This window comes from Streptomyces sp. NPDC001450 (assembly GCF_053597295.1).
This window is the reverse complement of the sequence record NZ_JBSFHY010000022.1, coordinates 58,974-84,700: the sequence shown is the minus strand read 5'-3', so window position 1 is coordinate 84,700 and position 25,727 is coordinate 58,974. Positions and strand designations below refer to the sequence as shown.

The window sequence follows — 25,727 nt, the reverse complement described above, 5'->3', positions numbered from 1 at the left end:
TTCGAGCCGTCGGGCGGCTCGTCGAAAGAGGAACGCCCGGCAGAGCGAAGTCGCTCCACCGGGCGTCACTCGGGTTCTCGCTGTCAGTCCTTGATCTCGCAGATCGCGGCGCCGGACGTCACCGAGGCGCCGACCTCGAAGTTGAGGCCCTTGATGGTGCCCGCCTTGTGGGCGTTGAGGGGCTGTTCCATCTTCATGGCCTCGAGGACGACCACCAGGTCGCCTTCCTTGACCTCCTGGCCCTCCTCGACCGCGACCTTCACGATCGTGCCCTGCATCGGGGAGGCGAGGGTGTCGCCGGAGGCCACCGGGCCGGACTTCTTGGCCGCGCGGCGCTTCGGCTTGGCGCCGGCGGCGAGGCCGGTGCGGGCCAGGGACATGCCCAGGGAGGCCGGGAGGGAGACCTCCAGGCGCTTGCCGCCGACCTCGACGACGACCGTCTCGCGGCCCGTCTCCTCCTCGGCCTCGGCCTCGGCGGGGGTCGCGAACGGCTTGATCTCGTTGACGAACTCCGTCTCGATCCAGCGGGTGTGGACCGTGAAGGGCTCTGCGGAGCCGGTCAGCTCCGGGGCGAACGCCGGGTCCTGCACGACCGCGCGGTGGAACGGGATCGCCGTCGCCATGCCCTCGACCTGGAACTCCTCCAGGGCGCGGGCGGCCCGCTCCAGGGCCTCCTTGCGGGTGCGGCCGGTGACGATCAGCTTGGCGAGCAGGGAGTCCCAGGCCGGGCCGATGACCGAGCCGGACTCCACGCCCGCGTCCAGGCGGACGCCGGGGCCGGACGGCGGGGTGAACCTGGTGACCGTGCCGGGAGCCGGCAGGAAGTTGCGGCCCGGGTCCTCGCCGTTGATCCGGAACTCGAACGAGTGTCCGCGCAGGGCGGGGTCGTCGTAGCCCAGCTCCTCGCCGTCGGCGATACGGAACATCTCGCGGACCAGGTCGATGCCGGCGACTTCCTCGGTCACCGGGTGCTCCACCTGGAGGCGGGTGTTCACCTCGAGGAAGGAGATCGTGCCGTCCTGGCCGACCAGGAACTCACAGGTGCCGGCGCCCTCGTAGGCGGCCTCCTTCAGGATCGCCTTCGAGGCGCGGTACAGCTCGGCGACCTGCTTCTCGGAGAGGAACGGCGCCGGGGCCTCCTCGACCAGCTTCTGGTGGCGACGCTGCAGGGAGCAGTCACGGGTGGAGACCACGACCACGTTGCCGTGCTTGTCGGCCAGGCACTGGGTCTCGACGTGGCGGGGGCGGTCGAGGTAGCGCTCGACGAAGCACTCGCCACGGCCGAAGGCGGCGACCGCCTCGCGGACCGCCGACTCGTACAGCTCGGGGACCTCTTCGAGGGTGCGGGCGACCTTCAGGCCGCGGCCGCCGCCACCGAAGGCGGCCTTGATGGCGATCGGCAGGCCGTGCTGCTCGGCGAAGGCCACGACCTCCTCGGCACCGCTCACCGGGTCGGGCGTACCGGCCACCAGGGGTGCGCCGGCGCGCTGGGCGATGTGCCGGGCCGCGACCTTGTCACCCAGATCGCGGATGGCCTGCGGGGGCGGGCCGATCCAGATCAGACCGGCGTCCAGGACCGCCTGCGCGAAGTCGGCGTTCTCCGAGAGGAAGCCGTAGCCCGGGTGGACCGCGTCCGCACCGGATTCGCGCGCGGCGTTCAGCACCTTCTCGATGTCCAGATAACTGGTGGCGGGGGTCTCACCACCCAGGGCGAACGCCTCATCCGCGGCGCGGACATGCAGAGCGTCCCGGTCCGGGTCGGCGTAGACGGCCACGCTCGCGATCCCGGCATCCCGGCAGGCCCGGGCAACGCGGACAGCGATTTCGCCACGGTTGGCGATGAGCACCTTGCGCACGATTGAGGCTCCCTCCTTGAAACAAGCCGAGTTTAGGGACTGCCGACACGGCACTTCGACCCGTCCCCAATGGTGAGCTTGCCCACACGGAGCGTGATACGAGGCTCGCTCGACCCGCGAAATCCCTTGTCGCACCTCGGTACGCAGGACTCCTCCGGGAAACCCTAGCCCCGTCATGTGGTCAAGGTCTCTGTGAGAGCGTGCTGCGGCCCACTCTGATTCTTTGTCGAGTCCCTACGAATGGCCCAATGATTCTTTGCTGGTGACCGAACCCTTGTCCCTGGGTTTACCCGTTAGTAGCGTTCGCGATGACTCGAACGTACTTCAGGTAACAGCAGCTCTGCTCGAGCTGAGGTCGAAGGTGGGTGGGGACCGGGTGGTGCGCAGACCGGTGGCATGGGTCGTGGCGGTCGTCCTCTTGGCCGAGGCGTTCGGGATCGGGGCGCTGAACTGGTTCCTCGGGGTGGTGGTGGACCGGCAGCAGATGTCCCTGGCGGGCCTCGACCCCGACGTCATGTCGAAGTCCTCGAAGATCGGCGGGGTGGCCTTCGGCCTCTACTTCGCACTGTGCGCCCTGGTGGCCCTGCTCGTGGCGATACGCAACCGCGCCCCCGCGGGCTTCGGGCGTGTCGTGCTGATCAGCGCGGCGGTGGTGCACGGCCTGCTGGGCGCCTTCACCCTGAGCCTGGTGGGCTGGCCGTCGTTCGTGTTCATGGTGGTGATGCTCGGCCTCCTCGTCCTGCTCCTGGTGTCGTACGACCGCGAGGACGGTCCGGATGGGGGGGCCTCCGGCGGTGCCCCGGAGGCGGGCGGCGACCCGAAGGCCGAGGGTGAGCCGGTCGGGGTCCCGGGTGCCGTGGGCGAGTCGCACAGCCGGACGGGTGAGCCCCAGGACGGGGACGACGAGCCACAGGACTCCGTCCCCGCCCAGGTCACTCAGCCGGCGCCCACAACTCTGTGATGCTGATGCCCAGTTCGGCAAGCAGCCGCCGTACGAGGGGCAGGCTGATGCCGATCACGTTGCCGTGGTCGCCGTTGATGCCCTCGATGAACGGCGCCGAGAGGCCGTCCAGGGTGAACGCTCCGGCGACGTAGAGGGGTTCGCCCGAGGCCACGTACGCGGCGATCTCCTCGTCCGAGGGCTCCCCGAAGTGGACGACGGTGGAGGCGATCCCGGCGACGTACCGCTTGGCCGTCGTGTCCCAGATGCAGTGGCCCGTCTGGAGGGTCCCGGCCCGCCCGCGCATCGCCTTCCAGCGGGCGGTGGCCTCCTCGGCGTCGGCCGGCTTGCCGAGCGCCTGCCCGTCCAGCTCCAGCACCGAGTCGCAGCCGATCACCAGGGCGCCCTGCACCTCCGGCCTCGCCGCCACGACGGAGGCCTTGGCCTCGGCGAGAGCGAGCGCCAGCTCGGCCGGGGTCGGTGCGGTGACGGCGTCCTCGTCGACGCCGCTCACGATCACCTCGGGGGTGAGGCCGGCCTGGCGGAGCAGGCCCAGGCGGGCGGGGGACTGGGAGGCGAGCACGAGGCGTCTGCGCGGCTTTGCAGTCATGCGGTCAGGTTAGCGGGGTCGCTGTGCTACCTCAGGCCGAGCACGATCATGCCGAGGAGCATGGCCAGGGCCATGACGAAGCCGAGCCGCCGGAGCATCTCCTGCGTGTCGCGGAGTTCCTTCGGCGGCTCGTCTTCGGGGTCTGACCACAGCATGCCACCAGCGTGGGGCTTGGGCCGGGGAGGGTGCCTGAGTAGGCGTACTCAAATTGGCACCCGGTGTTGTCGAGCTGGTCGGGCCGTGGGCTGCTGCGGATCCGTTGTGGCTGGTCGCGCCCACGCGGCGGAGCCGCATGTCGATGCAGCCCCGCCCCCGGGGAGTTGTCGCTCAGCTTGGCCAGTAGGTGCGGGTCCACGACGCCGGGCCAGGGCGCGGGACCTGGTGGCCTGCGATGCGGGCCGGGTCCGACCAGGAGTCCCTCGGGCCGGGTGCGCCGGGCGGCGTTGCTGCTGCCGCCGCGGCGCGGGCGCGGACCACCGCCAAAGCGGCGGCCAGCTCCTCCGGGGTGGGGTTGCCTCGTACGACCTTGATGTTCATGACCGCTCCAAGGGTCCGCGGAGCCTAGAGGGGGATGTTGCCGTGCTTCTTCGGAGGCAGGGATTCCCGCTTGGTGCGCAGCTGACGCAGGCCGCGGACGATGTGGCCGCGGGTGTCCGACGGCATGATCACCGCGTCGACGTAGCCGCGCTCGGCCGCGACGTAGGGGTTGAGGAGGGTGTCCTCGTACTCCTGGATCAGGCGCGCGCGCACCGCCTCGAGGTCCTCGCCGTTCGCCTCCGCCTCCGCGATCGTGCGGCGGTGCAGGATGTTGACCGCGCCCTGGGCGCCCATCACGGCGATCTGGGCGGTCGGCCAGGCGAGGTTGAGGTCGGCGCCCAGGTGCTTGGAGCCCATGACGTCGTAGGCGCCGCCGAAGGCCTTGCGGGTGATGACGGTGATGAGCGGGACGGTCGCCTCCGCGTAGGCGTAGATCAGCTTCGCGCCGCGGCGGATGATGCCCGTGTGCTCCTGGTCGACGCCCGGGAGGAAGCCCGGCACGTCCACGAAGGTGAGCACCGGGAGGTTGAAGGCGTCGCAGGTGCGCACGAAGCGCGCCGCCTTCTCGCTGGCGTCGATGTCGAGGCAGCCCGCGAACTGCATGGGCTGGTTCGCGACGATGCCCACCGGGTGGCCCTCGACCCGGCCGAAGCCGGTGACGATGTTCGGCGCGAACAGCGCCTGCGACTCGAAGAACTCGGCGTCGTCCAGGACGTGTTCGACCACCGTGCGGATGTCGTACGGCTGGTTCGCGCTGTCCGGGACCAGGGTGTCCAGCTCCAGGTCCTCCGCGGTGACGGTGAGATCCGCCTCCTCCGGGAAGACCGGGGGCTCGCTGAGGTTGTTGGACGGCAGGTACGACAGCAGCTGCTTGACGTACTCGATGGCGTCCTTCTCGTCCCCGGCCATGTGGTGCGCCACGCCGGAGACGGCGTTGTGGGTGCGGGCGCCGCCCAGCTCCTCGAAGCCGACGTCCTCGCCGGTGACCGTCTTGATGACGTCCGGGCCGGTGATGAACATGTGCGAGGTCTGGTCGACCATGACCGTGAAGTCGGTGATCGCGGGGGAGTACACCGCGCCGCCCGCGCACGGGCCGACGACCAGGCTGATCTGCGGGATCACGCCGGACGCGTGGGTGTTGCGGCGGAAGATCTCGCCGTACGCGCCGAGGGAGGCGACTCCCTCCTGGATGCGGGCGCCACCGGAGTCGTTGATGCCGACGACCGGGCAGCCCGTCTTCAGCGCGAAGTCCATGACCTTGACGATCTTCTGGCCGTAGACCTCGCCGAGCGCGCCGCCGAAGACCGTGAAGTCCTGCGAGAACACCGCTACGGGGCGGCCGTCGACCGTGCCGTAGCCCGTGACGACGCCGTCGCCGTACGGGCGGTTCTTCTCCAGCCCGAAGTTGGTGGAGCGGTGGCGGGCGAACTCGTCCAACTCGACGAAGGAGTCCTCGTCGAGCAGCAGCTCGATGCGCTCACGCGCCGTCAGCTTGCCCTTGGCATGCTGCTTTTCGACGGCGCGCTCCGAGCCGGCGTGCGTCGCCTCATGGATACGGCGCTGCAGATCCGCGAGCTTGCCCGCGGTCGTGTGAATGTCGATCTCTTCCGGCTCGGACATCGGGATCGCGGCTCCCTGCCTGCTCAAAAGGGGGGACGGTTACTCATCCGTAGCGTAGTGGTGCGCCTTCGTGTCGGCAGTGCGGCGTTTCCCACACCTAGGGTGACTTGCATGACGCCGCACAATGCATCAGACGACAGCCGTTGGTCCGACCTGGACCGTCCGCCACTGAACGCCGCCGCGCTGCGGCGGGCCCTGGTGCGGGAGGGGGGTCTGTGGTCGGAGCTGGACGTGGTCCAGCGCACCGGGTCCACCAATTCCGACCTCGTGGCCCGGGCTGTGGCGGGCAAGGCGGGGGAGGGTGCGGTCCTGGTCGCCGAGGAGCAGACCGCCGGGCGGGGGCGGCTGGAGCGGGAGTGGACCGCGCCGGCTCGGTCGGGGCTGTTCTTCTCCGTTCTGCTCAAGCCGGTCGAGGTGCCGGTGGCTCGTTGGGGGTGGCTGCCGCTGCTCACCGGGGTGGCGGTGGCGACCGGTCTGTCTCGGGCCGCCGGTGTGGACACCTCACTCAAATGGCCCAACGACGTGCTGGTGACCGTGGGTGACGAGGAGCGCAAGACGGGGGGCATCCTGGCGGAGCGGGCCGGGGACGAGGGGGTCGTGGTCGGCGTCGGGATCAACGTCACGCTTTGTGCCGAGGAGCTGCCGGTGCCGCAGGCGGGGTCGCTGGTGTTGGCCGGGGCGGTGAGCACGGACCGGGATCCGCTGCTGCGGGCCGTGCTGCGGTCGCTGGAGGAGTGGTACGGGCGGTGGCGGGCGGCGGGGGGTGATCCCGGGGTCAGTGGGCTCCAGGAGACCTACGCGGCGGGGTGCGCGACGCTCGGGCGGGTGGTGCGGGCCGAGCTGCCGGGGGATCGGGCGCTGGTGGGGGAGGCGGTCGCTGTCGACGGGGACGGACGGCTCGTGATCGCTACGGAGCGTGGTGTGCAGGAGCCTGTGGGGGCGGGGGACATCGTGCATCTGCGGCCTGCGTGAGGGTGCCTGCGGCGCCTTTGCGGGCTTGGGTGGGGCCGCCCGCTTGCGGTGCCTGTCCGGGCTTGGGTGGGGGGTGTCCGTGCGGTGCCTGGTGGGGGTGCCTGTGGCGTCTGTGCGGGTTCGGTGGGGGTGCGGCGTAGCGCCCATGTCTGGGCTTGGGTGGGGGGTGTCCGTGCGGTGCCTGGTGGGGGTGCCTGTGGCGTCTGTGCGGGTTCGGTGGGGGTGCGGCGTAGCGCCCAGGGTGGGGTGTGGGTCGGGGCCGCGCCGGGGGGTGTCCGTCCTCGGAACGGCGCGGAATCGGTTGGCTGCGGAAGTTGCTGGTGTCGACGCGCCAACCGCTGCGGGCGGACACCCCCCGGCACGTCCCCTTCCCGCCGTGGGCGGCTGCGGGTGCTTCTTGGTGCAGGCCCGCATCTTTCAGCCCGTCCGGCGTTTGAGGACGAGGCCCGTTCAGGGCCGATGCGGGGGCCGGGGACGGCAGCCCCGCGGTGGCTTACACCAACGCCGGGTGCGTTGACCGGTGCCGATGAGCCGGCGTCGGGTGAACCCAACGGAGTGAGCTGGCGCACACCTGCCGTAGAGTTGAGGCCGGTCGATACCTGACCGTGGCAGATCGGAAGGGCAGCAGGCGTGACCGTCGACGACACGGGCTCCGGCGCGGACGCGGACGGCCGGGTGGACCCCCACGCCGCCGACTCCGGCGAGGATCCGCTTGCCCTGCGTCTCGAGCAGCTCATCCTGGGGGCCGAGCGGCGCTACACCCCTTTTCAGGCGGCTCGCAGCGCCGGTGTCTCCATGGAGCTGGCGTCGCGGTTCTGGCGCGCCATGGGGTTCGCGGACATCGGGCAGGCCAAGGCGCTCACCGAGGCCGACGTGCTGGCCCTGCGGCGGCTCGCCGGTCTGGTGGAGGCGGGGCTGCTGAGTGAGGCCATGGCCGTCCAGGTCGCGCGGTCGACCGGGCAGACCACCGCCCGTTTGGCGGAGTGGCAGATCGATTCCTTCCTGGAGGGGCTGACCGAGCCCCCCGAGCCGGGCATGACCCGCACCGAGGTGACGTACCCGATCGTCGAGCTGCTCCTGCCCGAGCTGGAGGAGTTCCTGGTCTATGTGTGGCGCCGCCAGCTCGCCGCCTCGGCCGGCCGGGTCGTGCAGACCGGCGACGACGAGGAGATGGTCGATCGGCGGCTGGCCGTCGGTTTCGCCGACCTCGTCGGGTTCACGCGGCTGACCCGGCGGATGGAGGAGGAGGAGCTGGGCGAGCTGGTCGAGGCGTTCGAGACCACGGCCGCCGACCTGGTCGCCGCGCGGGGCGGGCGGCTCATCAAGACCCTCGGTGACGAGGTGCTGTACGCCGCCGACGACGCGGGTGTTGCCGCGGACATCGCCCTGCGGCTGGTCGAGACGATGGCCAACGACGAGACGATGCCCGAGCTGCGGGTGGGGATGGCGTTCGGCACGGTGACCACCCGGATGGGGGATGTCTTCGGTACGACCGTCAACCTGGCGTCCAGGCTGACCTCGATAGCGCCGCGTGATGCCGTGCTCGTCGACAGTGCCTTCGCCGAGGAGCTGATCCGCACCGCTGAGGCGCCCGCCTCCGAGGCCGAGGCGGCCGAGGCCGCTGCCGCCGCCGAGAAGGAGGGTGAGGAGCCGCCCAAGTACCGCTTCGGGCTCCAGCCGATGTGGCAGCGGCCGGTTCGCGGGCTCGGTGTGGTCGAGCCGTGGCTGCTCAACCGTCGCGACGGTCAGTCCTGAGGGACTGAGTCTGCCGGGCGCCCGGCAGGTCCACGCACAGACCGATCACCGGTACGCACACCCCGCCCTGCTCGGGTGCGGGTGTCTGTGTGGTCTGGCTGGGCGTCGGTGTGGGGGTTCGGGTGGGCGTGGGCGTCGCCGGCGTCGTGGGCGAGGGGCGGGGGGCCGTTGTCGTCGGGGCGCTCGTCGGGATCGTGGTCGGGATGTCCGTGCTGCCCGGGAGCGTCGTGGCTGTCGCCTGCGGGGTGGTCGTGGTCGTGGGCGTGGGCGTGGGGGCTGGGCTGAACCCGCCCATGACCGATGTCGCCGAGGGCAGGGCTGTGGGGGTGGCGTCGTTCGTTGGTTCGGGTGAGTGTTCGGTGGTGCCGCCCGGGTCCAGGCGGGGCTCGGCCTCCGCCGTGCCCGGGGCGCCGACCCCGGAGTCCGGGGACACGCGGAGGAGGCTGAGGACTCCGGCGGCCAGGGCCAGGCAGCCCGCGGCCAGCAGCACCTTGCGGGGGCGGGGCTTGCGGTGGCGGCCGCGGCGGATGACGGGCAGGACGGCGAGCGCCGTCTCCGTCGGCTTTCTGCCGGGCCGTGCGGATATCGGTGTCATGAGGTTTCCTCCCCGCCATGTGCCCCGGGCGCGCCGTGGCGGAGCGCACGCTATGCGCTCATGTGGGCGGTGTGGGGTGAGACGGCCGGGATGTCACTCGAACGGGCGTAGAACAGCGGGCGGGGGCGGCTCTTTCCCGGGGCGGGGTACGGCTGCGATGATCGGGCCGACAGTGAGTTAACCCGCGTTAACCGGAGGGTGTCATGGGCGAGGAGCGGTTCGGGGAGTTCGTGCTGGTGCGGCGGCACGGGCATGTGGCGGAGCTGGTGCTGGACCGGCCCAAGGCCATGAACGCCGTTTCGACGGAGATGGCCCGTTCCGTCGCGGCCGCGTGTACGGCGCTCGGTGCCGACCGGGACGCGCGGGTGGTCGTCCTGACCTCGTCCCATGAGCGGGCGTTCTGTGTGGGGGCCGATCTGAAGGAGCGGAACTCGTTCAGTGACGCGGACCTGGTGCGGCAGCGGCCGGTGGCGCGCGGGGCGTACACCGGGGTGCTGGAGCTGCCCATGCCGACGATCGCCGCCGTGCACGGCTTCGCCCTGGGCGGCGGTTTCGAACTGGCCCTGTCCTGCGACCTGATCGTGGCGGACCGTACGGCGGTGGTGGGGCTGCCGGAGGTGTCCGTGGGAGTGATTCCGGGGGGTGGCGGTACGCAGTTGCTGCCGCGGCGGGTCGGGGCGGCTCGGGCGGCCGAGCTGATCTTCTCGGCCCGGCGGCTGGAGGCGGCGGAGGCTGCCGAGCTGGGGCTGGTGGACCAGTTGGTGGAGGAGGGGCGGGACCGCGAGGAGGCGCTGGCGCTGGGGGCGCGGATCGCCGGGAACTCGCCGGTGGGGCTGCGGGCGGCGAAGCGGGCGCTGCGGCTCGGGCACGGGCTGGATCTGCGGGCCGGCCTGGAGGTCGAGGACGCGGCGTGGCGGTCGGTGGCGTTCTCGGGGGACCGGGCGGAGGGCGTGGCCGCGTTCAACGAGAAGCGGAAGCCGGAGTGGCCCGGGGAGTGAGCCCGGGGTGTGAGCCCGGGATGTGTTCTTGGGCCACCTGATCGCCACGCCCGTATCCCCATTTGCCTCATTTCATCCCTAACCTGGGGTAATGGGTGAGGACAAGCGGCTCGCCGCCGTGGTGGCGCTGGCTCAGGGGATGGCGGCGGCGCACACCCCGCGGGAGTCGTGGCGGGCCGCCGCGCTCGGTGCGTGCCGGGCCCTGGACGGGAGCTTCGCCGCCCTGTCGGTGTGGGAGCGGGAGCTGGGGCGGCTGCGGGTCCTGGTGAACGTGGGGGAGCGCCGCCCGGACGAGGAGGAGTTCCCGGAGGCCGAGGCCTATCCGGTGCACCAGTTCCCGGAGATCACCGAGTTCCTGCACGAGCGCTGGGCGGGCGGGGGCGAGCCGAACGCCTGGGTGGAGACCGACGAGGGCACGGCGGCCGGCACCCCCGGCTACCACCACCATCGTGTCGCCGCCCTGCGCCGCAGGGGCCGCGGCTGCTGCCTGGTCGCCCCCGTCGTGCTGCACGGCAGGGCCTGGGGCGAGCTGTATGTCGCCCGCGCGGCCGGCGCGCCCGTGTTCGGGCGGGCGGACGCCGACTTCGCCACGGTGCTGGCCGCCGTCGTCGCCGCGGGCATCGCGCAGACCGAGCGGCTGGAGGAGGCTCGCCGGCTCGCGTTCACCGACGCCCTCACCGGCCTCGCGAACCGGCGTGCCGTGGACGTGAGTCTGGAGGAGGCCGTCGAGCGGCATCGCGCGGACGGGGTCGTCGTCAGCCTTGTCGTCTGCGATCTCAATGGGCTCAAGAGGGTCAACGACACGCTTGGGCACGCGGTGGGCGACCGGCTGCTGGAGCGGTTCGGGTCGGTGCTGTCGCTGTGCGGGGCGATGGTGCCGGGTGCGCTCGCGGCGCGGCTCGGCGGGGACGAGTTCTGTTTGTTGGCGGTGGGGCCGCCTGCCGGTGAGGTGGTCAAGGCCGCGGATGAACTGTGCCGCAGGGCCGCGGAGTTGGAGCTGGGGGAGGGGGTGGCGTGCGGGGTTGCCTCGACCGAGGAGGCCATCGGGCCCGTGCGCTCGGCCCGGCGGCTGTTCCGGCTGGCCGACGCCGCCCAGTACCGGGCCAAGGCCATGCGCTCGGCCCGGCCGGTGGTCGCGGGCCGGGAGGGTCCGGACGATCCCGTCGTACGCCTCGCCGACGAGCCGACGCCCGAGCGGGCCGAGCGTGGAGAGCGGCGGCGCTTCCGCGGGCGGCGGCCGCCCGGGGGTGGCCGTGAGGTGAAGCACACGGATCGGTAAGGGTCACTCCTGTTCCCCACTAGTGACATCAACGCATTCAATGCGTACGCTCCTGAATATGGATATGCACACTGTGGTGGTGGGGACGTCCGGTGTCACCGCGTCCGACGTTCTCGCCGTGGCGCGCGGCGGCGCCCGGATCGAGCTGTCGGCGGAGGCGGTGGCGGCCCTCGCGGCGGCCCGGGAGATCGTGGACGCGCTGGCGGCCAAGCCGGACCCGGTCTACGGCGTCTCCACCGGTTTCGGAGCCCTGGCGACCCGGCACATCAGCCAGGAACTGCGCGCCCAGCTGCAGCGCAACATCGTCCGCTCGCACGCCGCCGGCATGGGCCCGCGGGTCGAGCGTGAGGTCGTACGGGCCCTGATGTTCCTGCGGCTCAAGACCGTCTGCTCGGGACACACGGGTGTGCGGCCCGAGGTCGCGCAGACCATGGCCGACGTGCTGAACGCCGGGATCACCCCGGTCGTGCACGAGTACGGCTCCCTCGGCTGCTCCGGCGACCTGGCCCCGCTGTCCCACTGCGCCCTCACGCTGATGGGCGAAGGGGATGCGGAGGGTCCCGACGGCAGCGTCCGGCCCGCCGGTGAGCTGCTCGCCGAGCACGGGATCCAGCCCGTCGAGCTGCGCGAGAAGGAGGGCCTGGCCCTCCTGAACGGCACCGACGGCATGCTCGGCATGCTGGTCATGGCCCTCGCCGACCTGGACACCCTGTACAAGTCCGCCGACATCACCGCCGCCCTCAGCATGGAGGCGCTGCTCGGCACGGACAAGGTCCTCGCGCCCGAGCTGCACGCCATCCGGCCGCACCCGGGGCAGGGCGCCTCCGCGGCCAACATGCTCGCCGTCCTCAAGGGCTCCGGGCTCACCGGGCACCACCAGGACGACGCGCCCCGCGTCCAGGACGCCTACTCGGTGCGCTGCGCCCCGCAGGTCGCCGGCGCCGGGCGGGACACCCTCGCGCACGCCCGTCTCGTCGCCGAGCGGGAGCTCGCCTCCGCCGTCGACAACCCCGTCGTGCTGCCCGACGGCCGCGTCGAGTCCAACGGCAACTTCCACGGCGCTCCCGTGGCCTACGTCCTGGACTTCCTCGCCATCGCGGCCGCCGACCTCGGCTCCGTCGCCGAGCGCCGCACCGACCGGCTGCTGGACAAGAACCGCAGCCACGGGCTTCCGCCGTTCCTCGCCGACGACGCCGGTGTCGACTCCGGGCTCATGATCGCCCAGTACACGCAGGCCGCGCTGGTGAGCGAGATGAAGCGGCTGGCCGTTCCCGCCTCCGCGGACTCCATCCCGTCCTCCGCGATGCAGGAGGACCATGTGTCCATGGGCTGGTCGGCCGCGCGCAAGCTGCGCACCGCCGTCGACAACCTGACCCGGATCATCGCCGTCGAGCTGTACGCCGCCACCCGCGGCATCGAGCTGCGCGAGGGCCTGACCCCGGCGCCCGCCTCGCAGGCCGTGATCGAGGCTGTGCGCGCGGCCGGTGTGCAGGGTCCCGGCCCGGACCGGTTCCTGGCCCCCGACCTGGCCGCCGCCGACGCCTTCGTGCGCGGGGGGCACCTCGTCGCCGCCGCGGAGACGGTCACCGGTCCGCTTCAGTAGGACGCGAGAAGAGGAAAGGGGCCCTGTCGGACGACAGGGCCCCTTTCGCGACGTCACTTCAGCTTGGCCGCCTGGGCCTTGATGACCGGGGCCGACACCGTGTAGGCCTTCTTGTTCATCATCGCGCCGATGTTGATGGTGGTGTACGTGGCGAGGGTGTTCCCGTGCCGCACGACCTCGGCGTGGAGCGGCATGGCCCCGTCCTTGCCCGAGTCGTTGGTCGCCGTGAAGGCAACCGACGCGTCGCCGGTGCCCGAGGACTTCTCCTCGGTGACCTTGGTGAACTTGCCCTTCTCGCCGTCCTGCTCGCCGGAGAAGCCGCCCGCGCAGGACTTCACCGCGTCGGTCACCGACTTCAGGGCCGACTCGGCGCCGTCACCGTCGTACGAGGCCAGGGTGACCACGGTGACGTCCAGGTCCATGGACTTGTTGAGCGCGTCCTCGAACTTGCCGTCGGCCAGGTCGTCCAGGGACGTGGCCTTGTCCGTGGGGTCCTTCTTGTCCTCGGTGGCCATGCGGCTGGTGTTCGCCGCCGGTTCGCCGGGCGCGATGCCGGTCAGGGCCCGGAGCACCGGGTCGCACTGGGCGTCGTCCGACGTGACCTTGCTCTTGTCGGGGATGCCGCCCTCGACGGGACCGACCTTGAAGCCGGGCACCTCGCCCTTGGCGATGATCAGCTGCTTCAGCTCGGCGACGCTCAGCGCCTTCGCGGCCGAGCTCCCGTCCTTGCCGCCCTTGCCGTCCCCGGAGTCCTTCGAACCCCCGTCGGAGCAGCCGGTGATGAGGGCGAGCGACAGCGCGCTCACAGCTGCGGTGGCGCACAGCCGCACGCCCGATGATCTCTTCATGGGCGGACTATGCGTTCTCCGTCAAGGAAGAGTCAAGCGCAATTAAAAGCCGAGGCGTTCCCGGCGTACCGAATACACCACGAATCCGGCGCCCACGGCGAGGAACAGGCTGCCACCGACGACGTACGGCGTGGTGTCGAAGCTGCCGGTGTCGGCGAGCTGGGTGCTGTCACCGGCGCCGGCGGCGTCCGTGGTCGCGGCCTCGGAGATCGCCTTCGCCTGCTGGGCGACCTGCGTCGTCCCGGTCACCTGTGTGGTCGCTCTGGCCGTGCCGTCCTGCGACGCGTTGGCGGACGGGACGAACCACAGGGCGCACAGCAGGGTCCCCGCGGCGGTGGCGGTCAGCAGTGGACGGCGGGCGGATGGCACGGAATATCGATCCCCCTTGTGACGCTGGCGAATTGGCCGTGTGGGGCGATGTTAGTGAAAATCGCGGGTCACAGGAAAGTCACGGGAGGTTTCAGTCGTACGCTCCGGTCATGAGCATGGAAGAGACATCACGTTTTGTACGGCTTCGGGTGGAGCTGGTTCTTGAGGTGCACGACGGGGGCGAGGTGACCAAGGCCGCGCTGCGCCGGCTCGCCGTCGATCCCGAGCTGCCTCCGGAGGAGCGGGCCCACGCCGAGAGCGCTGTGACGGAAGACACCGCGGAGGCCCTCGCCTATCTCGTGGACCCGTTCGACCTGGTCAGCGAGGTGCCCGGAGTGGAGCTCCAGCAGGCCTCCTGGTCCAGTGAGCGGATCGAGTACGACCCGGATTCGCCGGACTGGGAGCTGGACGAGGAAGATGGGGGCGACGACGAGGAAGAGGACGGCATCGGCTGAGCGTCCCGGGGAACCCGACCCCGGACGGCAACGGCCGTCCGGGGTCTCGTCGTCCCAGGGGGGGCGCACGGACGACTTCCGCACCACCTGTCCCGGGGGAGGGACGTGGTGTGGCCCACACATGTGATCTATGTGGAACGGGGCGGACCGGCCGTAGCGTTGAAGGTTCTCAACGGGGGCTTTCGGGGATTCCGCGGATTCGGCAGCGATGGAGAAGCGTGTGATGACGGACAGTAAGCGGCGCAAGGGCCTGACGGTCGCGTCCGCACTGCTCGGCGGTGTACTGGCACTCACCGGGTGTTCCGGCGGCGGCGACGCCAAGTCCGCCGACAGCGCAGACACCTCCCAGGCCAAGGCCGACGAGGCGGCGGCCAAGAAGTCCTCCGAGGCCCAGATCACCATCACGCCCAAGGACGGCTCCAACAACGCCTCCATCAACAACTCGGCCGCCGTCACGGTCACCAAGGGCACCCTCACCGGTGTGACCATGACCACCGCCGACGGCAAGGCGGTCGCGGGCGCACTGTCCGCCGACAAGACCAGCTGGAAGCCGACCGCCCAGCTGGAGCGCTCCACCACCTACAAGGTCGCCGCGGAGGCCAGGGACTCCGAGGGCCGTGTCGCGCACGAGAACGGCTCCTTCACCACGGTCTCCCCGGCCAACAGCTTCATAGGCAACTTCACCCCCGAGGACGGCTCCACCGTCGGCGTCGGCATGCCCGTGTCGATCAACTTCGACAAGGCGATCACCAACAAGGCCGCCGTCCAGAAGGGCATCACGGTCACCTCCAGCAGCGGCCAGGAGGTCGTGGGCCACTGGTTCAACGCCAACCGCATCGACTTCCGGCCCGAGACGTACTGGAAGGAGAACTCCACCGTCACGCTGAAGCTCAACCTCGACGGCGTCCAGGGTGCGAGCGGCGTCTACGGCGTGCAGCAGAAGACGGTCACCTTCCACATCGGCCGTAACCAGGTCTCCTACGTCGACGCGCAGACCAAGCAGATGAAGGTCACGCAGGACGGCAAGACCATCAAGACCATCCCGATCTCCGCCGGTTCGCCCGAGAACAAGACGTACCAGGGCATCATGGTCATGCAGGAGAAGTTCAAGGAGACGCGCATGAACGGCGCGACCGTGGGCTTCACCGACGACGACGGCAAGGGCGAGTACGACATCAAGGACGTGCCGCACGCCATCCGCCTGACCAGCTCCGGCACCTTCCTGCACGGCAACTACTGGGGCGCGAAGTCCATCTTCGGCAGCGTCAACACCAGCCACGGCTGCGTGGGCCTGTCCGACACCAAGGGCGCCAAGGACCCGAACACGCCGGCCGCATGGATGTACAACAACTCCCTGATCGGTGACGTGGTGGTCGTCCAGCACACCGGAGACAAGACCGTCGCCCCGGACAACGGCCTCAACGGCTGGAACCTGGACTGGGCGCAGTGGAAGGCCGGTTCGGCCGTCTGACAGCCCCTGCACAGTCTTTCCGATGCCGCCCCCAGGGGCGGCATCGGTGTTTCCGGGGCTTTCCCGGGGGCGGCCACAGCCTTCTCATGGTTCTTTTATTTCGGCCTTATCAAGTCATCACGGTCCGTCCCTAGCTTGCGGGCATGTTCTTCACCTACCTGAGGCGCGAACTGCGCCGCCGCAGAAAGGCGGCCCTGGTCGTCGCCTCCGGCCTCGCCCTGGGCATCGCACTGGTCATCGTGGTCAACTCCGTGTCCAGCGGCATGGGGAAGGCCCAGGACAAGGTCCTGCAGTCGCTGTACGGACTGGGCACCGACATGACCGTCACCAAGGCGGCGTCGGCGTCCACCGGCAACGCCCAGCGGCCCCGCTTCCAGTTCGACGCCCGCAACAACGACGACGACTCCACCCAGAGCAGCGACCGCGTCATGGTGCAGGGCTTCCAGACGCTGTCGACCTCGACGGTGACCAAGGTCGGCGCGCAGTCCGGCGTCTCGGACGCGGTCGGCGGGCTGAGCCTGCAGGTCATCAAGATCAACGGCCAGTTCACGCGCGGCCAGTTCCAGCAGAACGGCAACGGCGGCAGCCAGCGGGGCGGCCCCGGCGGAACCGGCCGGCCGCAGGGCGAAGTACAAGGCGGCGGCGCCGACTTCGACGTCAACAACTACTCCGTCTACGGCACCGACGTCACCAGGCCCGCCCTCGGCCCGCTGACCTCCTCGAAGATCACCAGCGGCCGTACGTTCAAGGCGACGGAGACGAACGCCGCGGTTGTCGTGGTCGACTCCGCCTACGCCAAGGAGAAGAAGTACAAGGTCGGCTCCACCGTCACCGTCAAGAGCGTCAAGTTCAAGGTGATCGGCATCGCCACCGCCGACAGCGGTGACTCGGCCGCCAACCTGTACATCCCGCTCAAGCAGGCGCAGACCCTCAGCGACTCGAAGAACAAGGTCACCACGATCTACGTCAAGGCGACCGACTCGCAGAAGATCGGCAGCGTCAAGTCGGCGATCCAGAAGAACGTCTCGGGTACGACGGTCACCACCTCCGCCGACCTCGCGGACACCGTCTCCGGCTCCCTGTCCACGGCCTCCTCCCTCGCCACCAACGTCGGCAAGTGGCTGTCCATCGCGGTACTGGTGGCCGCGTTCCTGGTCGCGGGCCTGCTCACCTCCGCCGCCGTCTCCCGGCGCGTCCGCGAGTTCGGCACGCTGAAGGCCCTGGGCTGGAAGTCCGGCCGGGTGACCCGGCAGGTGGTCGGCGAGGCCGTCGTCAACGGCCTGGTGGGCGGCGCTCTCGGCATCGCGCTCGGCCTGGCGGGCGCGTACGTCGTCACGGCCATCAGCCCCAGTCTGCAGGCCCAGCTCGGCGGCGGCACGGGCGCCGGCGGCTTCGGCGGCGGTCCCGGCGGCGGTGGCGGCTTCGGCGGCCCCGGCCCCCGGCAGGCCAAGACCCTGGAGGTCGCCCTCACGGCTCCGGTCAGCGTGACGACGATCCTCCTGGCGGTGGGCCTGGCGGTGGCAGGGGGCCTGATCGCGGGGGCGTTCGGCGGTTGGCGGGCGTCGAGGCTGCGCCCGGCGGACGCCCTGCGCCGTGTCGAGTAGGACGCGCTTGCCAACCCGGGGGCGCGGGGCCGTACCGATATGCGGCTCCGCCGCGCGGGCGCGCCCAGCCCCCACCGACCCGCAGCCGAAGACGCAACCAGGAGCCACCATGTACGAACTCAGAAACGTAACCAAGCGCTACACCAGGGGCAAAGACACCGTCCACGCCCTCGACGGCATTGACCTCACCATCGGCGACGGCGACAGACTCGTCATCCAGGGCCCCACAGGCGGCGGCAAGTCCACCCTCCTCCAGATGCTCGGCGGCCTCGACCGTCCCACCGAAGGCGAAGTCGTCCTCGACGGCACCGACTTGGCCAGGCTCTCCGAGGCCCGCCTCACCAAGGTCCGCAGCGAGAACGTCGGCTTCGTCTTCCAGTCCTTCAACCTCATCCCGACGCTCACCGCCCAGGAGAACGTGGAGACCGCTCTCGTCCCTCTCGGCATCAAGGTCAAGGAACGCCGCGAACTGGCCGCCGAAGCACTGAAGTCCGTGGGCCTCGGCGAACGCCTCTCCCATCTGCCCTCCGAGATGTCCGGAGGACAGCAGCAGCGCGTGGCCATCGCCCGCGCACTCGTCAAACGGCCGAAGGTCCTCCTCGCCGACGAGCCGACCGGCAACCTCGACGAGGGCATGCGCGACGAGATCATGGAGGTACTCGAACGCCTGTGGAAGGAGCAGGGGTTGACGTTCATCATGGTCACCCACGACTCCGCGATCGCGAAGAAGGCTCCGCGCCTGGCCACCATCCGCAAGGGCAGGATCACCGTGAAGGAGAACGCGGGCGCCTGACGGCCCATAACACCGTTCGTACGAACGTGACTTAGCGATTCTGTAACGGTGTCTCCCCCACTGCGTAACAGTTTTGGGTAGCGCTTTCTTACGCTCCTCTCATCTATTGAGCCGCCTGATCGCCCCCCGGCATACTTCGGGATCCGGGGGGTTGACGTGCAGGTGTACGAGACTGCCCCCCGCCGGGTGAACGGGGATTTCGCCCGGTAACTCATCTCCAGGGGGAGAACTTGCGCAGACAAGTGAAAAGAGCAGCTGCGGCCACTGTGGCCACCGCCGCAGCCGTCGCCCTCGCAGCGGGTATGACCAGCCCCGCGTCGGCGAAGCCCGAGCAGCGCGTCTCGGCCGCTGCCTCCTCGCTCAGCGTCAAGCACCACGTCACCCTGATCACCGGCGACCGCGTCGCCCTCGACGCCAAGGGCCGCGTCGTCGGCCTCCAGCGGGCCAAGGGGCGCGAGCACATACCCGTCCAGGTCCGCAAGGCCGACGGGCACACCCTCGTCGTTCCGGCCGACGCGGCCCGCCTGGTCGCCTCCGGCAAGCTGGACCAGCGGCTGTTCGACATCACCGAGCTGAACAAGGCCGCCACCCGCAAGGCCCAGAAGAACGGCCTGAAGGTCATCGTCGGCTACCGCGGTTCCGCCACGGCGGCCAAGCAGGACGTCCGCGACGCGGGCCACCTGCGCCGCAGCCTCACGGCGCTGAACGCGGACGCGGTGCAGACCCCGGTCAAGGACACCGCCGAGCTGTGGGACGCCGTCACCAACGGCGACAAGACCGCCTCCGGCATCGCGCACGTCTGGCTCGACGGCGTCCGCAAGGCCTCGCTCGACAAGTCGGTGCCGCAGATCGGTGCGCCGGTCGCGTGGGCCGCGGGCTACACCGGCAAGGGCGTCAAGGTCGCCGTCCTGGACACGGGTGTGGACACCAGCCACCCGGACCTCAAGGACCAGGTGATCGAGTCCAAGAACTTCTCCGCCGCGGCCGACGCCAAGGACCACTTCGGTCACGGCACGCACGTCGCCTCCATCGTGGCGGGCACCGGCGCCAAGTCGGGCGGCAAGTACAAGGGTGTCGCTCCCGACGCCAGGCTCCTCAACGGCAAGGTCCTGGACGACACCGGCTCCGGTGACGACTCCGGCATCCTCGCCGGCATGGAGTGGGCGGCCTCGCAGGGCGCCTCGGTCATCAACCTGAGCCTGGGCGGCTACGACACGCCCGAGATCGACCCGCTCGAGGCCGAGGTCAACAAGCTCTCCGCCGAGAAGGGCATCCTGTTCGCGATCGCCGCGGGCAACGAGGGCCCCCAGTCGATCGGTTCGCCGGGCAGCGCGGACGCCGCGCTCACCGTCGGCGCGGTCGACGACAAGGACAAGCTGGCCGACTTCTCCTCGACCGGCCCGCGCACCGGCGACGGCGCCATCAAGCCGGACGTCACCGCGCCCGGTGTGGACATCACCGCCGCCGCGGCCAAGGGCAGCGTCATCGACCAGGAGGTCGGTGAGAAGCCCGAGGGCTACCTGACCATCTCCGGTACCTCGATGGCCACCCCGCACGTCGCGGGCGCCGCCGCGATCCTGAAGCAGGAGCACCCCGACTGGGGCTACGCCGAGCTGAAGGGCGCGCTCACCGGCTCCGCCAAGGGCGGCAAGTACACGCCGTTCCAGCAGGGTTCGGGCCGGATCGCGGTCGACAAGGCCATCAAGCAGTCCGTGATCGCCGACCCGGTGTCGGTCAGCTTCGGTGTGCAGCAGTGGCCGCACACCGACGACACCCCGGTCACCAAGCAGGTGTCGTACCGCAACCTCGGCGACAAGGACGTCACCCTCAACCTGACCAGCACCGCCATCGACCCCAAGGGCCAGGCGGCACCGGCGGGCTTCTTCAAGCTCGGCGCGACCAAGGTGACGGTCCCGGCGCACGGCAAGGCCTCCGTCGACCTGACGGCCAACACCAAGCTGGGCGGCACCCTCGACGGCGCCTACTCCGCGTACGTGACCGCGACCGGCGGCGGGCAGACCGTCCGCACGGCCGCCGCGGTGCAGCGCGAGGTGGAGTCGTACGACGTCACGCTGAAGTTCATCGGCCGTGACGGCAAGCCGGCCCAGTACTTCGACGCCGACATGACGGGCGTGGCCGGCCTGGCCAACGGCCAGTGGCTGAACCCGTACGACCCGTCCGGCACGGTGAAGGTGCGCGCGCCCAAGGGCACGTACATCCTCAACACCGCCACCTTCGTGGACCCGAAGGACGTCGCCAAGGGCACCGACTGGATCGCCCAGCCGAAGCTGACCGTCTCCGGCAAGCAGACGATCACGATCGACGCGCGCAAGGCCAAGCCGGTGGACATCACCGTCCCGGCCACGGGCCTGAAGTCCCAGTTCGCCTCGCCGGAGTGGGACGTCACGATCGGCGACGGCCAGTACGGCTTCGGCTGGTTCCTCGACTCGTACGACAACTTCCACACCGCCCACATCGGCGGGTCGCTGCCCGCGGGCACGCTGTACCAGCAGTGGGACGCGCACTGGTCCAAGGGTGCCACCCAGGAGTACGACGTCACCTCCGGCGGTCCGGTCACCAAGCTCGCCACCGGCTACACCAAGCACTACAAGGCGAGCGACCTGGCCACGGTGAAGGCCCGGCTCGGTGCCGCCGCGAGCGGCAAGAAGGGCACCGTCAACGCGGTGGGCTGGCTGCCCGGCAGCTCCGGCGCCTCCTCCATCGGCATCCCGCAGACCCTGCCCGGCACCCGCACCCTGCACCTGTCGGCCAAGGGCGGCGTGAAGTGGCAGCTGGAGTTCGAGCAGGACGGCGGGGTGGACCCGGACGGGTTCCCGGTCGCCGACGCGTCCTACTCGGCCGGCGCGCAGTCCTTCACGGCGGGCAAGTCGTACACGAAGACCTTCAACACCGCGGTCTTCGCCCCGCTCGTCAACGCCGACTTCGGCGTCTTCCGGGACGGCAACGAGATCTACGGCATGATGCCGCTGTTCGCGGACGGCGCCAAGCACGTCGGTTCGTCGACGTTCACCTCGGCGACCACGACCCTGTACCGCAACGGCGTCAAGGTCGGCTCCAACGACGACCCGATGTTCGGCGAGAAGACCTTCAAGGTGCCCGCCGGTGACGCCGCGTACAAGCTGACCACCTCGGTCAAGCGCTCGGCCAAGGTGTCGGAGGCCTCCGCCCGGATCGACGCGGCCTGGACCTTCCGCTCCAAGAAGCCGGCGGGCGGCTCCGCGAAGCTCCCCGTCTCCGCCCTGTACTTCGGTGCCAAGACCGGCCTGGACAGCCGCGTCGAGGCCGGCAGGACGGTCACCTTCCCGGTCACCGTCGAGGGCGCGGCCGCGGGCAGCAACCTGAAGTCCCTGACGGTGTACGTCTCCTACGACGGCAAGACCTTCAAGAAGGTCGACGTCCGCGGCGGCAAGATCACCGTGAAGAACCCGGCGAAGAACAAGGCCATCTCGTTCCGAGCCAAGATCGCCGACAAGAAGGGCAACACGTCGACGATCACGATCCACAACGCGTACTACGGCAAGTGAGCCGTCGTACCTGAGTAGGCCGTGAGCGAACGGCCCGCCGGAGCAGAAGCTTCCGGCGGGCCGTTCGTGCTTGTGTGCCCGTATGACGGCTCACACAGTCGAGTACATCCGTTACCGCGTTCCCGAGCAGCAGTCGGCGGAGTTCCATTCCGCCTACACCCGCGCGGCCGTCCAGCTGGCCGCCGCTCCCCAGTGTGTCGACTACGGACTGACCCGCTGCGAGGAGGAGCCCGAGTCCTGGATCCTTCGGATCACCTGGACGTCCACCGAGGACCACCTCCAGGGTTTCCGCGGGTCGGAGCTGTTTCCGCCGTTCCTCGCGGAGATCCGGCCGTACGTGGAGAACATCGAGGAGATGCGCCACTACCGGCCGACCGGTGTGCAGGGCGGCGGAGGTGCCGTGCCCACCCTGTACGACTGGGCGGGCGGCGCCGCGGCCTTCTCACGGCTGACCTCGGTCTTCTACGACAAGGTGGTCAAGGACGACCTCTTGGCCCCGCTCTTCCAGGACCTCGCCCCAGGCCACGCCTCCCATGTCGCCCTCTGGCTCGGCGAGGTCTTCGGCGGCCCCGCCCGCTACTCCGAGACCCAGGGCGGCCACTCCCACATGGTGGCCAAACACTTCGGCAAGCACATCACCGAGCCCCAGCGCCGCCGCTGGGTCAATCTCATCCAGGACGCCGCCGACGACGCTGGTCTGCCCGTCGACGCCGAGTTCCGCTCGGCCTTCCTGGCCTATGTGGAGTGGGGAACCCGGCTGGCGGTGTACTTCTCGGGCCCGGACGCGCGGCCTCCCGCCGAGCAGCCGGTGCCGAAGTGGAACTGGGGGGCGATGCCGCCGTACCAGGGCTGATGCAGGGGCCTTGTCAGCTCGCGCTCATGCCCCGTTCCGGCCACTGGCTGCGCTCCTCGAACAAGGAGTTGATCTTTCGGGACGCCTTGAGGAACGTGTAGTCGGTGTTGCCGTCGTCGGACGTCGAGGTGCGGCTGGTCGTGTTCATGGTGAGGGTGCGGTCCATTTCGGCGGGGTCCTCGCCGAAGGAGTAGCGAATGGAGCCCGGCTGCTCGGACAGCTTTTTGAAGTACACCAGGGACGCCATTACCACTCGCTCTCGAAGTCTTCCCGCTTGTTGAGCGGAACCATGTTCTGCCAATTGTAGTTTTGGTTGGCCACCCGGTGTGCTTCCTGGTAGGTCGCACCCGGGTGCGACCGCAGGTAGTCGAGTTCCGTCAGCTCGTGTTCGAGCAGCACGTGGTCCTCGGGCAGGGCGTTGCCGGAACGGAGGCGGATCCAGGCGTCGGCGATCTCGGCGTCCGCGTCGAACCTGCGGGTGACGACCTTGCCGGTTTCGTAGTCCTCGATCGGGTGCTCGGTATCGAAGACGTGCTTCTTGATGGTGGAGATTTCCTCCTCGGTGAACCCTGTCGTGCCGCCCGCCCGGGGCACACCTTCGGTGTTGCGGCTGATGGCGGCGACGTCGCGGGAGTCCTGACGGAAATTGTCGTACGCGGCTTCAGCCCACTTCGTCTGTGCGGGATCGTCGAGGATGTCACGCGGGCGGCGCCGGGCGCCGGTGAGCCACTCGTCGCCGCTCCGTGTCCCGCCCAGAGCGGGAGCGGCCTCCTCCGGCATGTTGGCCAGGAGCAGCCGGGGGTCCGTGAGGGCGGGCATGTCACCGCCGAGGAGGTTGCGCCAGCCGCCCGCTTCGGCCGCGGCCCTCGCGCCACCGGCTGCCGCGCCGAACATGCCGCCGTACAGCATCCCGTCCGTGGCCGCCCCGCTGGCCTCGTCCAGGCTGAAGCCCTTGCTCTCGCCGGTGGCGATGGCCATGGGCTGGGCGACGGCCAGGTCGACGGTCACCGACTCGATGCCGCCGAGCGCGGCCGTGGCCAGGGTGGTGCCCGCGATGGTGGCGACCTCGGTGGAGACGGTCACGCCGAGTGTGCCTGCCATCTCCACGATGCTCGCGGTGGCTGCCGCGGCGGCGCCTTCGGAGATGCCCGCCGTGAAGATGGCCAGGGCGGTCCCGGCGACGATCGTCGCTCCGACGATCTCCAGTTCGTGTTCGAGGTGTTTCTCCGCGGAGTGGACGGCGTCGGCGTACTTGTCGAGGGCTTTGGCCATGTCCCTGGCGCCGTCGATCATGTCCTGGAGCCAGCCGTGTTTCTCGTAGTAGTAGCGGCGCCAGAACGGGTCGTCGAAGGCGGAGATCGCCTCGCCCTTGTTGTGCTCGATGATGGAGCGGGCCGACTTGTTCGCGGCGGCCGCGACGTCCTCGATGTCATCGGCGAAGTTCCGCCAGGCCGTGGCCGCGTCCCGCAGCCCGTCCTCGTCGGCGGCCGGCCACCACATGCCGGTGACGTCCTGGACGATCTGCTTGGCCTTGTCGCCGACGCTCACTTGCCCTGGTCCCCGTCCTTGACGGTGATCTTGCTGAACATGGCGCGGACCAGCTCTTCGTTGTCGATATGGCCGTCGGCCATGTCCGTCATCGCCTCATGGATGCTGGCCAGACCCTCGGCGAGGATCTGCGCCGCGTTCTCCATCTGCTTGACGTGCGGGCCGTACGCCTTGTGGAAGGCGGTGCCCTGTTCGTCGTCGCCCCACGGCGAACCCGCAGCGGAGAGAGCCGTCTTGAGCTTGGTGAGCGCCTTGGTGAGATCCGTGCTGTGGGTGTGGAAGTGGGGCGCCGTCGCCTTCAGATCGGCGATCTCGATGTGGAGTATCTCGCCCTTGCCATCCGCGTCGCCCATGACTTCGCGCTCGCCCCCCTCGGTCGGCCTGTCAGCCGAATCACCCTACGCGAAGCGCCTCGTTCACAACCGCGAGCAGTGCTAAGCACCAGTAAAGATCCACTCATCTCTTTTCAGCGCGACGGTGCCGAACTCCCCGTCCCCGCACTGGTCGCGTCCGTGCCCCAGCTGGCCAGCAGGCGCAGGGACTCAGCCGACGGGGAACCGGGCTCCGCGTGGTACGTCACCAGGCCGAGGTCCGAGTCGTCCGTGAGGCGGAAACTCTCGAAGTTCAGGGAGAGGTCCCCGACCAGGGGGTGGTGCAGGCGCTTGACGCCGTGGCTCTTCTCCTTGACGTCGTGGGTCGCCCACAGGCGACGGAACTCGTCGCTCTTGACGGAGAGCTCGCCCACCAGCGCGGACAGCCGCGGGTCGTCCGGATAGCAGCCCGCGTCCATGCGCAGGGCGCAGACGATGTCGATCGCCTTCTGCTCCCAGTCGACGAAGAGGTCGCGGTACTCGGGGTGCAGGAAGACGAGACGGGCCCAGTTGCGTTCGGCGGGCGGCAGCTCCGACCAGTCGCCGAAGACCGCGGCCGCCATCCGGTTCCAGGCCAGGATCTCCGCCCGGCGCCCGACGATGTACGCCGGCACGCCCTCCATCACCTCCAGCAGCCGGTGCAGTGCCCCCCGCACCTGCTGCTGCCGTGCCGCCGGCTTCTTCTTGTGCGCCTTCGGCTTGGCCAGGTGGGTGAGGTGGGCGTGCTCGGCGTCGGTGAGGCGCAGGGCGCGGGCGATCGAGTCCAGGACCTCCGCCGAGACGTTGCGTCCGTTGCCCTGTTCCAGCCGGGTGTAGTACGCCACCGACACCCCGGCCAGCTGGGCCAGCTCCTCGCGGCGCAGCCCCGGCACCCGGCGGTGCCGTCCGAAGTCGCGCAGCCCCACGTCCTCCGGCTTCAGCCGGGCCCGCCGGCTGCGCAGGAACTCGCTCAGCTCGGCCCGCCGGTCCAGGGGCCGGCCGGCGGCCGCGTCCTGCTGTTCGTCCATACGGCCAGTATCGGCCGTCTCCCGTAGTCGTACGCCCGTCAGCCTGACCCCGCCAGTGGTAGGCACAGCGGTCGTACGAAGATCTGTGGTCTGGGTGA

Annotated in this window: 24 protein-coding genes; 12 read left to right on the top strand and 12 right to left on the bottom strand. The window is 70.1% G+C overall.

The genetic code is table 11. The features are described from left to right. Positions 1-83: 83 nt before the first annotated feature. On the bottom strand, positions 84-1,856 hold the full coding sequence (locus tag ACWC5O_RS24280; RefSeq protein ID WP_450583922.1) for an acetyl/propionyl/methylcrotonyl-CoA carboxylase subunit alpha: 1,773 nt from the start codon (positions 1,854-1,856) through the stop codon (positions 84-86). Positions 1,857-2,232: 376 nt separating this feature from the next. On the opposite strand from ACWC5O_RS24280, the gene ACWC5O_RS24275 reads away from it, so the two are divergent. Next, on the top strand, positions 2,233-2,817 hold the full coding sequence (locus ACWC5O_RS24275) for a hypothetical protein (RefSeq protein ID WP_450583921.1): 585 nt from the start codon (positions 2,233-2,235) through the stop codon (positions 2,815-2,817). On the opposite strand, the gene ACWC5O_RS24270 is transcribed toward ACWC5O_RS24275, so the two are convergent. The 4 genes from ACWC5O_RS24270 to ACWC5O_RS24255 all read right to left on the bottom strand — a co-directional run bounded on the left by ACWC5O_RS24270 (position 2,789) and on the right by ACWC5O_RS24255 (position 5,563). Then, complete coding sequence (locus tag ACWC5O_RS24270) at positions 2,789-3,406, bottom strand: Maf family protein (RefSeq protein WP_450583919.1); 618 nt, start codon at positions 3,404-3,406, stop codon at positions 2,789-2,791. The genes ACWC5O_RS24275 and ACWC5O_RS24270 overlap by 29 nt on opposite strands. A 26-nt stretch (positions 3,407-3,432) precedes the next feature. Beyond that, a complete protein-coding gene (gene mmpB / locus ACWC5O_RS24265) occupies positions 3,433-3,561 on the bottom strand; it encodes a morphogenic membrane protein MmpB (protein ID WP_450583917.1) in 129 nt (42 codons plus the stop codon). 172 nt (positions 3,562-3,733) lie between these two features. Further along, positions 3,734-3,943, bottom strand: coding sequence for an acyl-CoA carboxylase epsilon subunit (locus tag ACWC5O_RS24260; RefSeq protein WP_450583916.1), 210 nt, complete (start codon positions 3,941-3,943; stop codon positions 3,734-3,736). A gap of 24 nt (positions 3,944-3,967) precedes the next feature. Then, the gene (locus ACWC5O_RS24255; RefSeq protein WP_450583915.1) at positions 3,968-5,563 is read right to left on the bottom strand and encodes an acyl-CoA carboxylase subunit beta; all 1,596 of its coding nucleotides are present in this window, start codon (positions 5,561-5,563) and stop codon (positions 3,968-3,970) included. Positions 5,564-5,674: 111 nt separating this feature from the next. On the opposite strand from ACWC5O_RS24255, the gene ACWC5O_RS24250 reads away from it, so the two are divergent. Beyond that, positions 5,675-6,535 (top strand): biotin--[acetyl-CoA-carboxylase] ligase, encoded by an 861-nt coding sequence (locus ACWC5O_RS24250; protein WP_450583913.1) that lies wholly within the window; start codon positions 5,675-5,677, stop codon positions 6,533-6,535. A gap of 630 nt (positions 6,536-7,165) precedes the next feature. Beyond that, positions 7,166-8,290 (top strand): adenylate/guanylate cyclase domain-containing protein, encoded by a 1,125-nt coding sequence (locus tag ACWC5O_RS24245; RefSeq protein WP_450583911.1) that lies wholly within the window; start codon positions 7,166-7,168, stop codon positions 8,288-8,290. Here ACWC5O_RS24245 and ACWC5O_RS24240 read toward each other — a convergent pair. Beyond that, positions 8,265-8,885 (bottom strand): hypothetical protein, encoded by a 621-nt coding sequence (locus ACWC5O_RS24240; protein ID WP_450583909.1) that lies wholly within the window; start codon positions 8,883-8,885, stop codon positions 8,265-8,267. The genes ACWC5O_RS24245 and ACWC5O_RS24240 overlap by 26 nt on opposite strands. 203 nt (positions 8,886-9,088) lie before the next feature. Between ACWC5O_RS24240 and ACWC5O_RS24235 the strand changes: the two genes are divergently transcribed. The 3 genes from ACWC5O_RS24235 (at position 9,089) to hutH (ending at position 12,765) form a co-directional block, all read left to right on the top strand. Then, entirely contained in the window at positions 9,089-9,883 is a 795-nt protein-coding gene (locus ACWC5O_RS24235; RefSeq protein ID WP_450583907.1) for an enoyl-CoA hydratase/isomerase family protein, read from the top strand. A gap of 91 nt (positions 9,884-9,974) precedes the next feature. After that, positions 9,975-11,162, top strand: coding sequence for a diguanylate cyclase domain-containing protein (locus ACWC5O_RS24230; RefSeq protein ID WP_450583906.1), 1,188 nt, complete (start codon positions 9,975-9,977; stop codon positions 11,160-11,162). Positions 11,163-11,226: 64 nt separating this feature from the next. Next, positions 11,227-12,765 (top strand): histidine ammonia-lyase, encoded by a 1,539-nt coding sequence (gene hutH / locus ACWC5O_RS24225; protein ID WP_450584167.1) that lies wholly within the window; start codon positions 11,227-11,229, stop codon positions 12,763-12,765. Between the two features lie 53 nt (positions 12,766-12,818). Here the strand turns inward: hutH and ACWC5O_RS24220 are convergent, their stop codons facing one another. Together ACWC5O_RS24220 and ACWC5O_RS24215 are read right to left on the bottom strand one after the other, a co-directional pair. Further along, positions 12,819-13,613 (bottom strand): hypothetical protein, encoded by a 795-nt coding sequence (locus tag ACWC5O_RS24220; RefSeq protein ID WP_450583904.1) that lies wholly within the window; start codon positions 13,611-13,613, stop codon positions 12,819-12,821. A 42-nt stretch (positions 13,614-13,655) separates the two neighbouring features. Next, positions 13,656-13,982 carry an LAETG motif-containing sortase-dependent surface protein gene (locus tag ACWC5O_RS24215; RefSeq protein WP_450583902.1) on the bottom strand — a complete coding sequence of 109 codons (327 nt, stop codon included), beginning with the start codon at positions 13,980-13,982 and terminating at the stop codon, positions 13,656-13,658. 110 nt (positions 13,983-14,092) lie between these two features. Here ACWC5O_RS24215 and ACWC5O_RS24210 point away from each other — a divergent pair, with 110 nt between their 5' ends. From ACWC5O_RS24210 to ACWC5O_RS24185, 6 genes are all read left to right on the top strand, one after another. Then, positions 14,093-14,437 (top strand): hypothetical protein, encoded by a 345-nt coding sequence (locus ACWC5O_RS24210; RefSeq protein ID WP_450583900.1) that lies wholly within the window; start codon positions 14,093-14,095, stop codon positions 14,435-14,437. Between the two features lie 208 nt (positions 14,438-14,645). Beyond that, the gene (locus tag ACWC5O_RS24205) at positions 14,646-15,908 is read left to right on the top strand and encodes a L,D-transpeptidase (RefSeq protein ID WP_450583898.1); all 1,263 of its coding nucleotides are present in this window, start codon (positions 14,646-14,648) and stop codon (positions 15,906-15,908) included. Positions 15,909-16,051: 143 nt separating this feature from the next. Beyond that, on the top strand, positions 16,052-17,512 hold the full coding sequence (locus tag ACWC5O_RS24200) for an ABC transporter permease (protein ID WP_450583896.1): 1,461 nt from the start codon (positions 16,052-16,054) through the stop codon (positions 17,510-17,512). A 109-nt stretch (positions 17,513-17,621) separates the two neighbouring features. After that, positions 17,622-18,305, top strand: a complete 684-nt coding sequence (locus tag ACWC5O_RS24195) for an ABC transporter ATP-binding protein (RefSeq protein ID WP_450583894.1) — start codon at positions 17,622-17,624, stop codon at positions 18,303-18,305. A gap of 242 nt (positions 18,306-18,547) precedes the next feature. Continuing rightward, positions 18,548-21,850 carry a S8 family peptidase gene (locus ACWC5O_RS24190; RefSeq protein WP_450583892.1) on the top strand — a complete coding sequence of 1,101 codons (3,303 nt, stop codon included), beginning with the start codon at positions 18,548-18,550 and terminating at the stop codon, positions 21,848-21,850. 82 nt (positions 21,851-21,932) lie between these two features. Continuing rightward, on the top strand, positions 21,933-22,703 hold the full coding sequence (locus ACWC5O_RS24185) for a globin domain-containing protein (protein ID WP_450583890.1): 771 nt from the start codon (positions 21,933-21,935) through the stop codon (positions 22,701-22,703). A gap of 13 nt (positions 22,704-22,716) precedes the next feature. Here ACWC5O_RS24185 and ACWC5O_RS24180 read toward each other — a convergent pair whose 3' ends face one another. The 4 genes from ACWC5O_RS24180 to ACWC5O_RS24165 all read right to left on the bottom strand — a co-directional run bounded on the left by ACWC5O_RS24180 (position 22,717) and on the right by ACWC5O_RS24165 (position 25,629). Further along, complete coding sequence (locus ACWC5O_RS24180; protein WP_398137082.1) at positions 22,717-22,950, bottom strand: hypothetical protein; 234 nt, start codon at positions 22,948-22,950, stop codon at positions 22,717-22,719. Continuing rightward, a complete protein-coding gene (locus ACWC5O_RS24175; protein ID WP_450583888.1) occupies positions 22,950-24,251 on the bottom strand; it encodes a WXG100 family type VII secretion target in 1,302 nt (433 codons plus the stop codon). The genes ACWC5O_RS24180 and ACWC5O_RS24175 overlap by 1 nt, the downstream gene beginning before the upstream one ends. Then, positions 24,248-24,604 carry a hypothetical protein gene (locus ACWC5O_RS24170; RefSeq protein WP_450583886.1) on the bottom strand — a complete coding sequence of 119 codons (357 nt, stop codon included), beginning with the start codon at positions 24,602-24,604 and terminating at the stop codon, positions 24,248-24,250. Before ACWC5O_RS24170 ends, ACWC5O_RS24175 begins: the two co-directional genes overlap by 4 nt. Before the next feature lie 113 nt (positions 24,605-24,717). Further along, a complete protein-coding gene (locus tag ACWC5O_RS24165) occupies positions 24,718-25,629 on the bottom strand; it encodes a helix-turn-helix domain-containing protein (protein ID WP_450583884.1) in 912 nt (303 codons plus the stop codon). Positions 25,630-25,727 lie beyond the last annotated feature (98 nt).

Excerpts from the sequence above, each read along its gene's own strand:
- ACWC5O_RS24270 (WP_450583919.1), bottom strand. The coding sequence starts at position 3,406 with ATGACTGCAAAGCCGCGCAGACGCCTCGTGCTCGCCTCCCAGTCCCCC.
- mmpB (WP_450583917.1), bottom strand. The coding sequence starts at position 3,561 with ATGCTGTGGTCAGACCCCGAAGACGAGCCGCCGAAGGAACTCCGCGAC.
- ACWC5O_RS24260 (WP_450583916.1), bottom strand. The coding sequence starts at position 3,943 with ATGAACATCAAGGTCGTACGAGGCAACCCCACCCCGGAGGAGCTGGCC.
- ACWC5O_RS24255 (WP_450583915.1), bottom strand. The coding sequence starts at position 5,563 with ATGTCCGAGCCGGAAGAGATCGACATTCACACGACCGCGGGCAAGCTC.
- ACWC5O_RS24250 (WP_450583913.1), top strand. The coding sequence starts at position 5,675 with ATGACGCCGCACAATGCATCAGACGACAGCCGTTGGTCCGACCTGGAC.
- ACWC5O_RS24240 (WP_450583909.1), bottom strand. The coding sequence starts at position 8,885 with ATGACACCGATATCCGCACGGCCCGGCAGAAAGCCGACGGAGACGGCG.
- ACWC5O_RS24235 (WP_450583907.1), top strand. The coding sequence starts at position 9,089 with ATGGGCGAGGAGCGGTTCGGGGAGTTCGTGCTGGTGCGGCGGCACGGG.
- ACWC5O_RS24230 (WP_450583906.1), top strand. The coding sequence starts at position 9,975 with ATGGGTGAGGACAAGCGGCTCGCCGCCGTGGTGGCGCTGGCTCAGGGG.
- hutH (WP_450584167.1), top strand. The coding sequence starts at position 11,227 with ATGCACACTGTGGTGGTGGGGACGTCCGGTGTCACCGCGTCCGACGTT.
- ACWC5O_RS24220 (WP_450583904.1), bottom strand. The coding sequence starts at position 13,613 with ATGAAGAGATCATCGGGCGTGCGGCTGTGCGCCACCGCAGCTGTGAGC.
- ACWC5O_RS24210 (WP_450583900.1), top strand. The coding sequence starts at position 14,093 with ATGAGCATGGAAGAGACATCACGTTTTGTACGGCTTCGGGTGGAGCTG.
- ACWC5O_RS24205 (WP_450583898.1), top strand. The coding sequence starts at position 14,646 with ATGGAGAAGCGTGTGATGACGGACAGTAAGCGGCGCAAGGGCCTGACG.
- ACWC5O_RS24200 (WP_450583896.1), top strand. The coding sequence starts at position 16,052 with ATGTTCTTCACCTACCTGAGGCGCGAACTGCGCCGCCGCAGAAAGGCG.
- ACWC5O_RS24195 (WP_450583894.1), top strand. The coding sequence starts at position 17,622 with ATGTACGAACTCAGAAACGTAACCAAGCGCTACACCAGGGGCAAAGAC.
- ACWC5O_RS24185 (WP_450583890.1), top strand. The coding sequence starts at position 21,933 with ATGACGGCTCACACAGTCGAGTACATCCGTTACCGCGTTCCCGAGCAG.
- ACWC5O_RS24180 (WP_398137082.1), bottom strand. The coding sequence starts at position 22,950 with ATGGCGTCCCTGGTGTACTTCAAAAAGCTGTCCGAGCAGCCGGGCTCC.
- ACWC5O_RS24170 (WP_450583886.1), bottom strand. The coding sequence starts at position 24,604 with ATGGGCGACGCGGATGGCAAGGGCGAGATACTCCACATCGAGATCGCC.
- ACWC5O_RS24165 (WP_450583884.1), bottom strand. The coding sequence starts at position 25,629 with ATGGACGAACAGCAGGACGCGGCCGCCGGCCGGCCCCTGGACCGGCGG.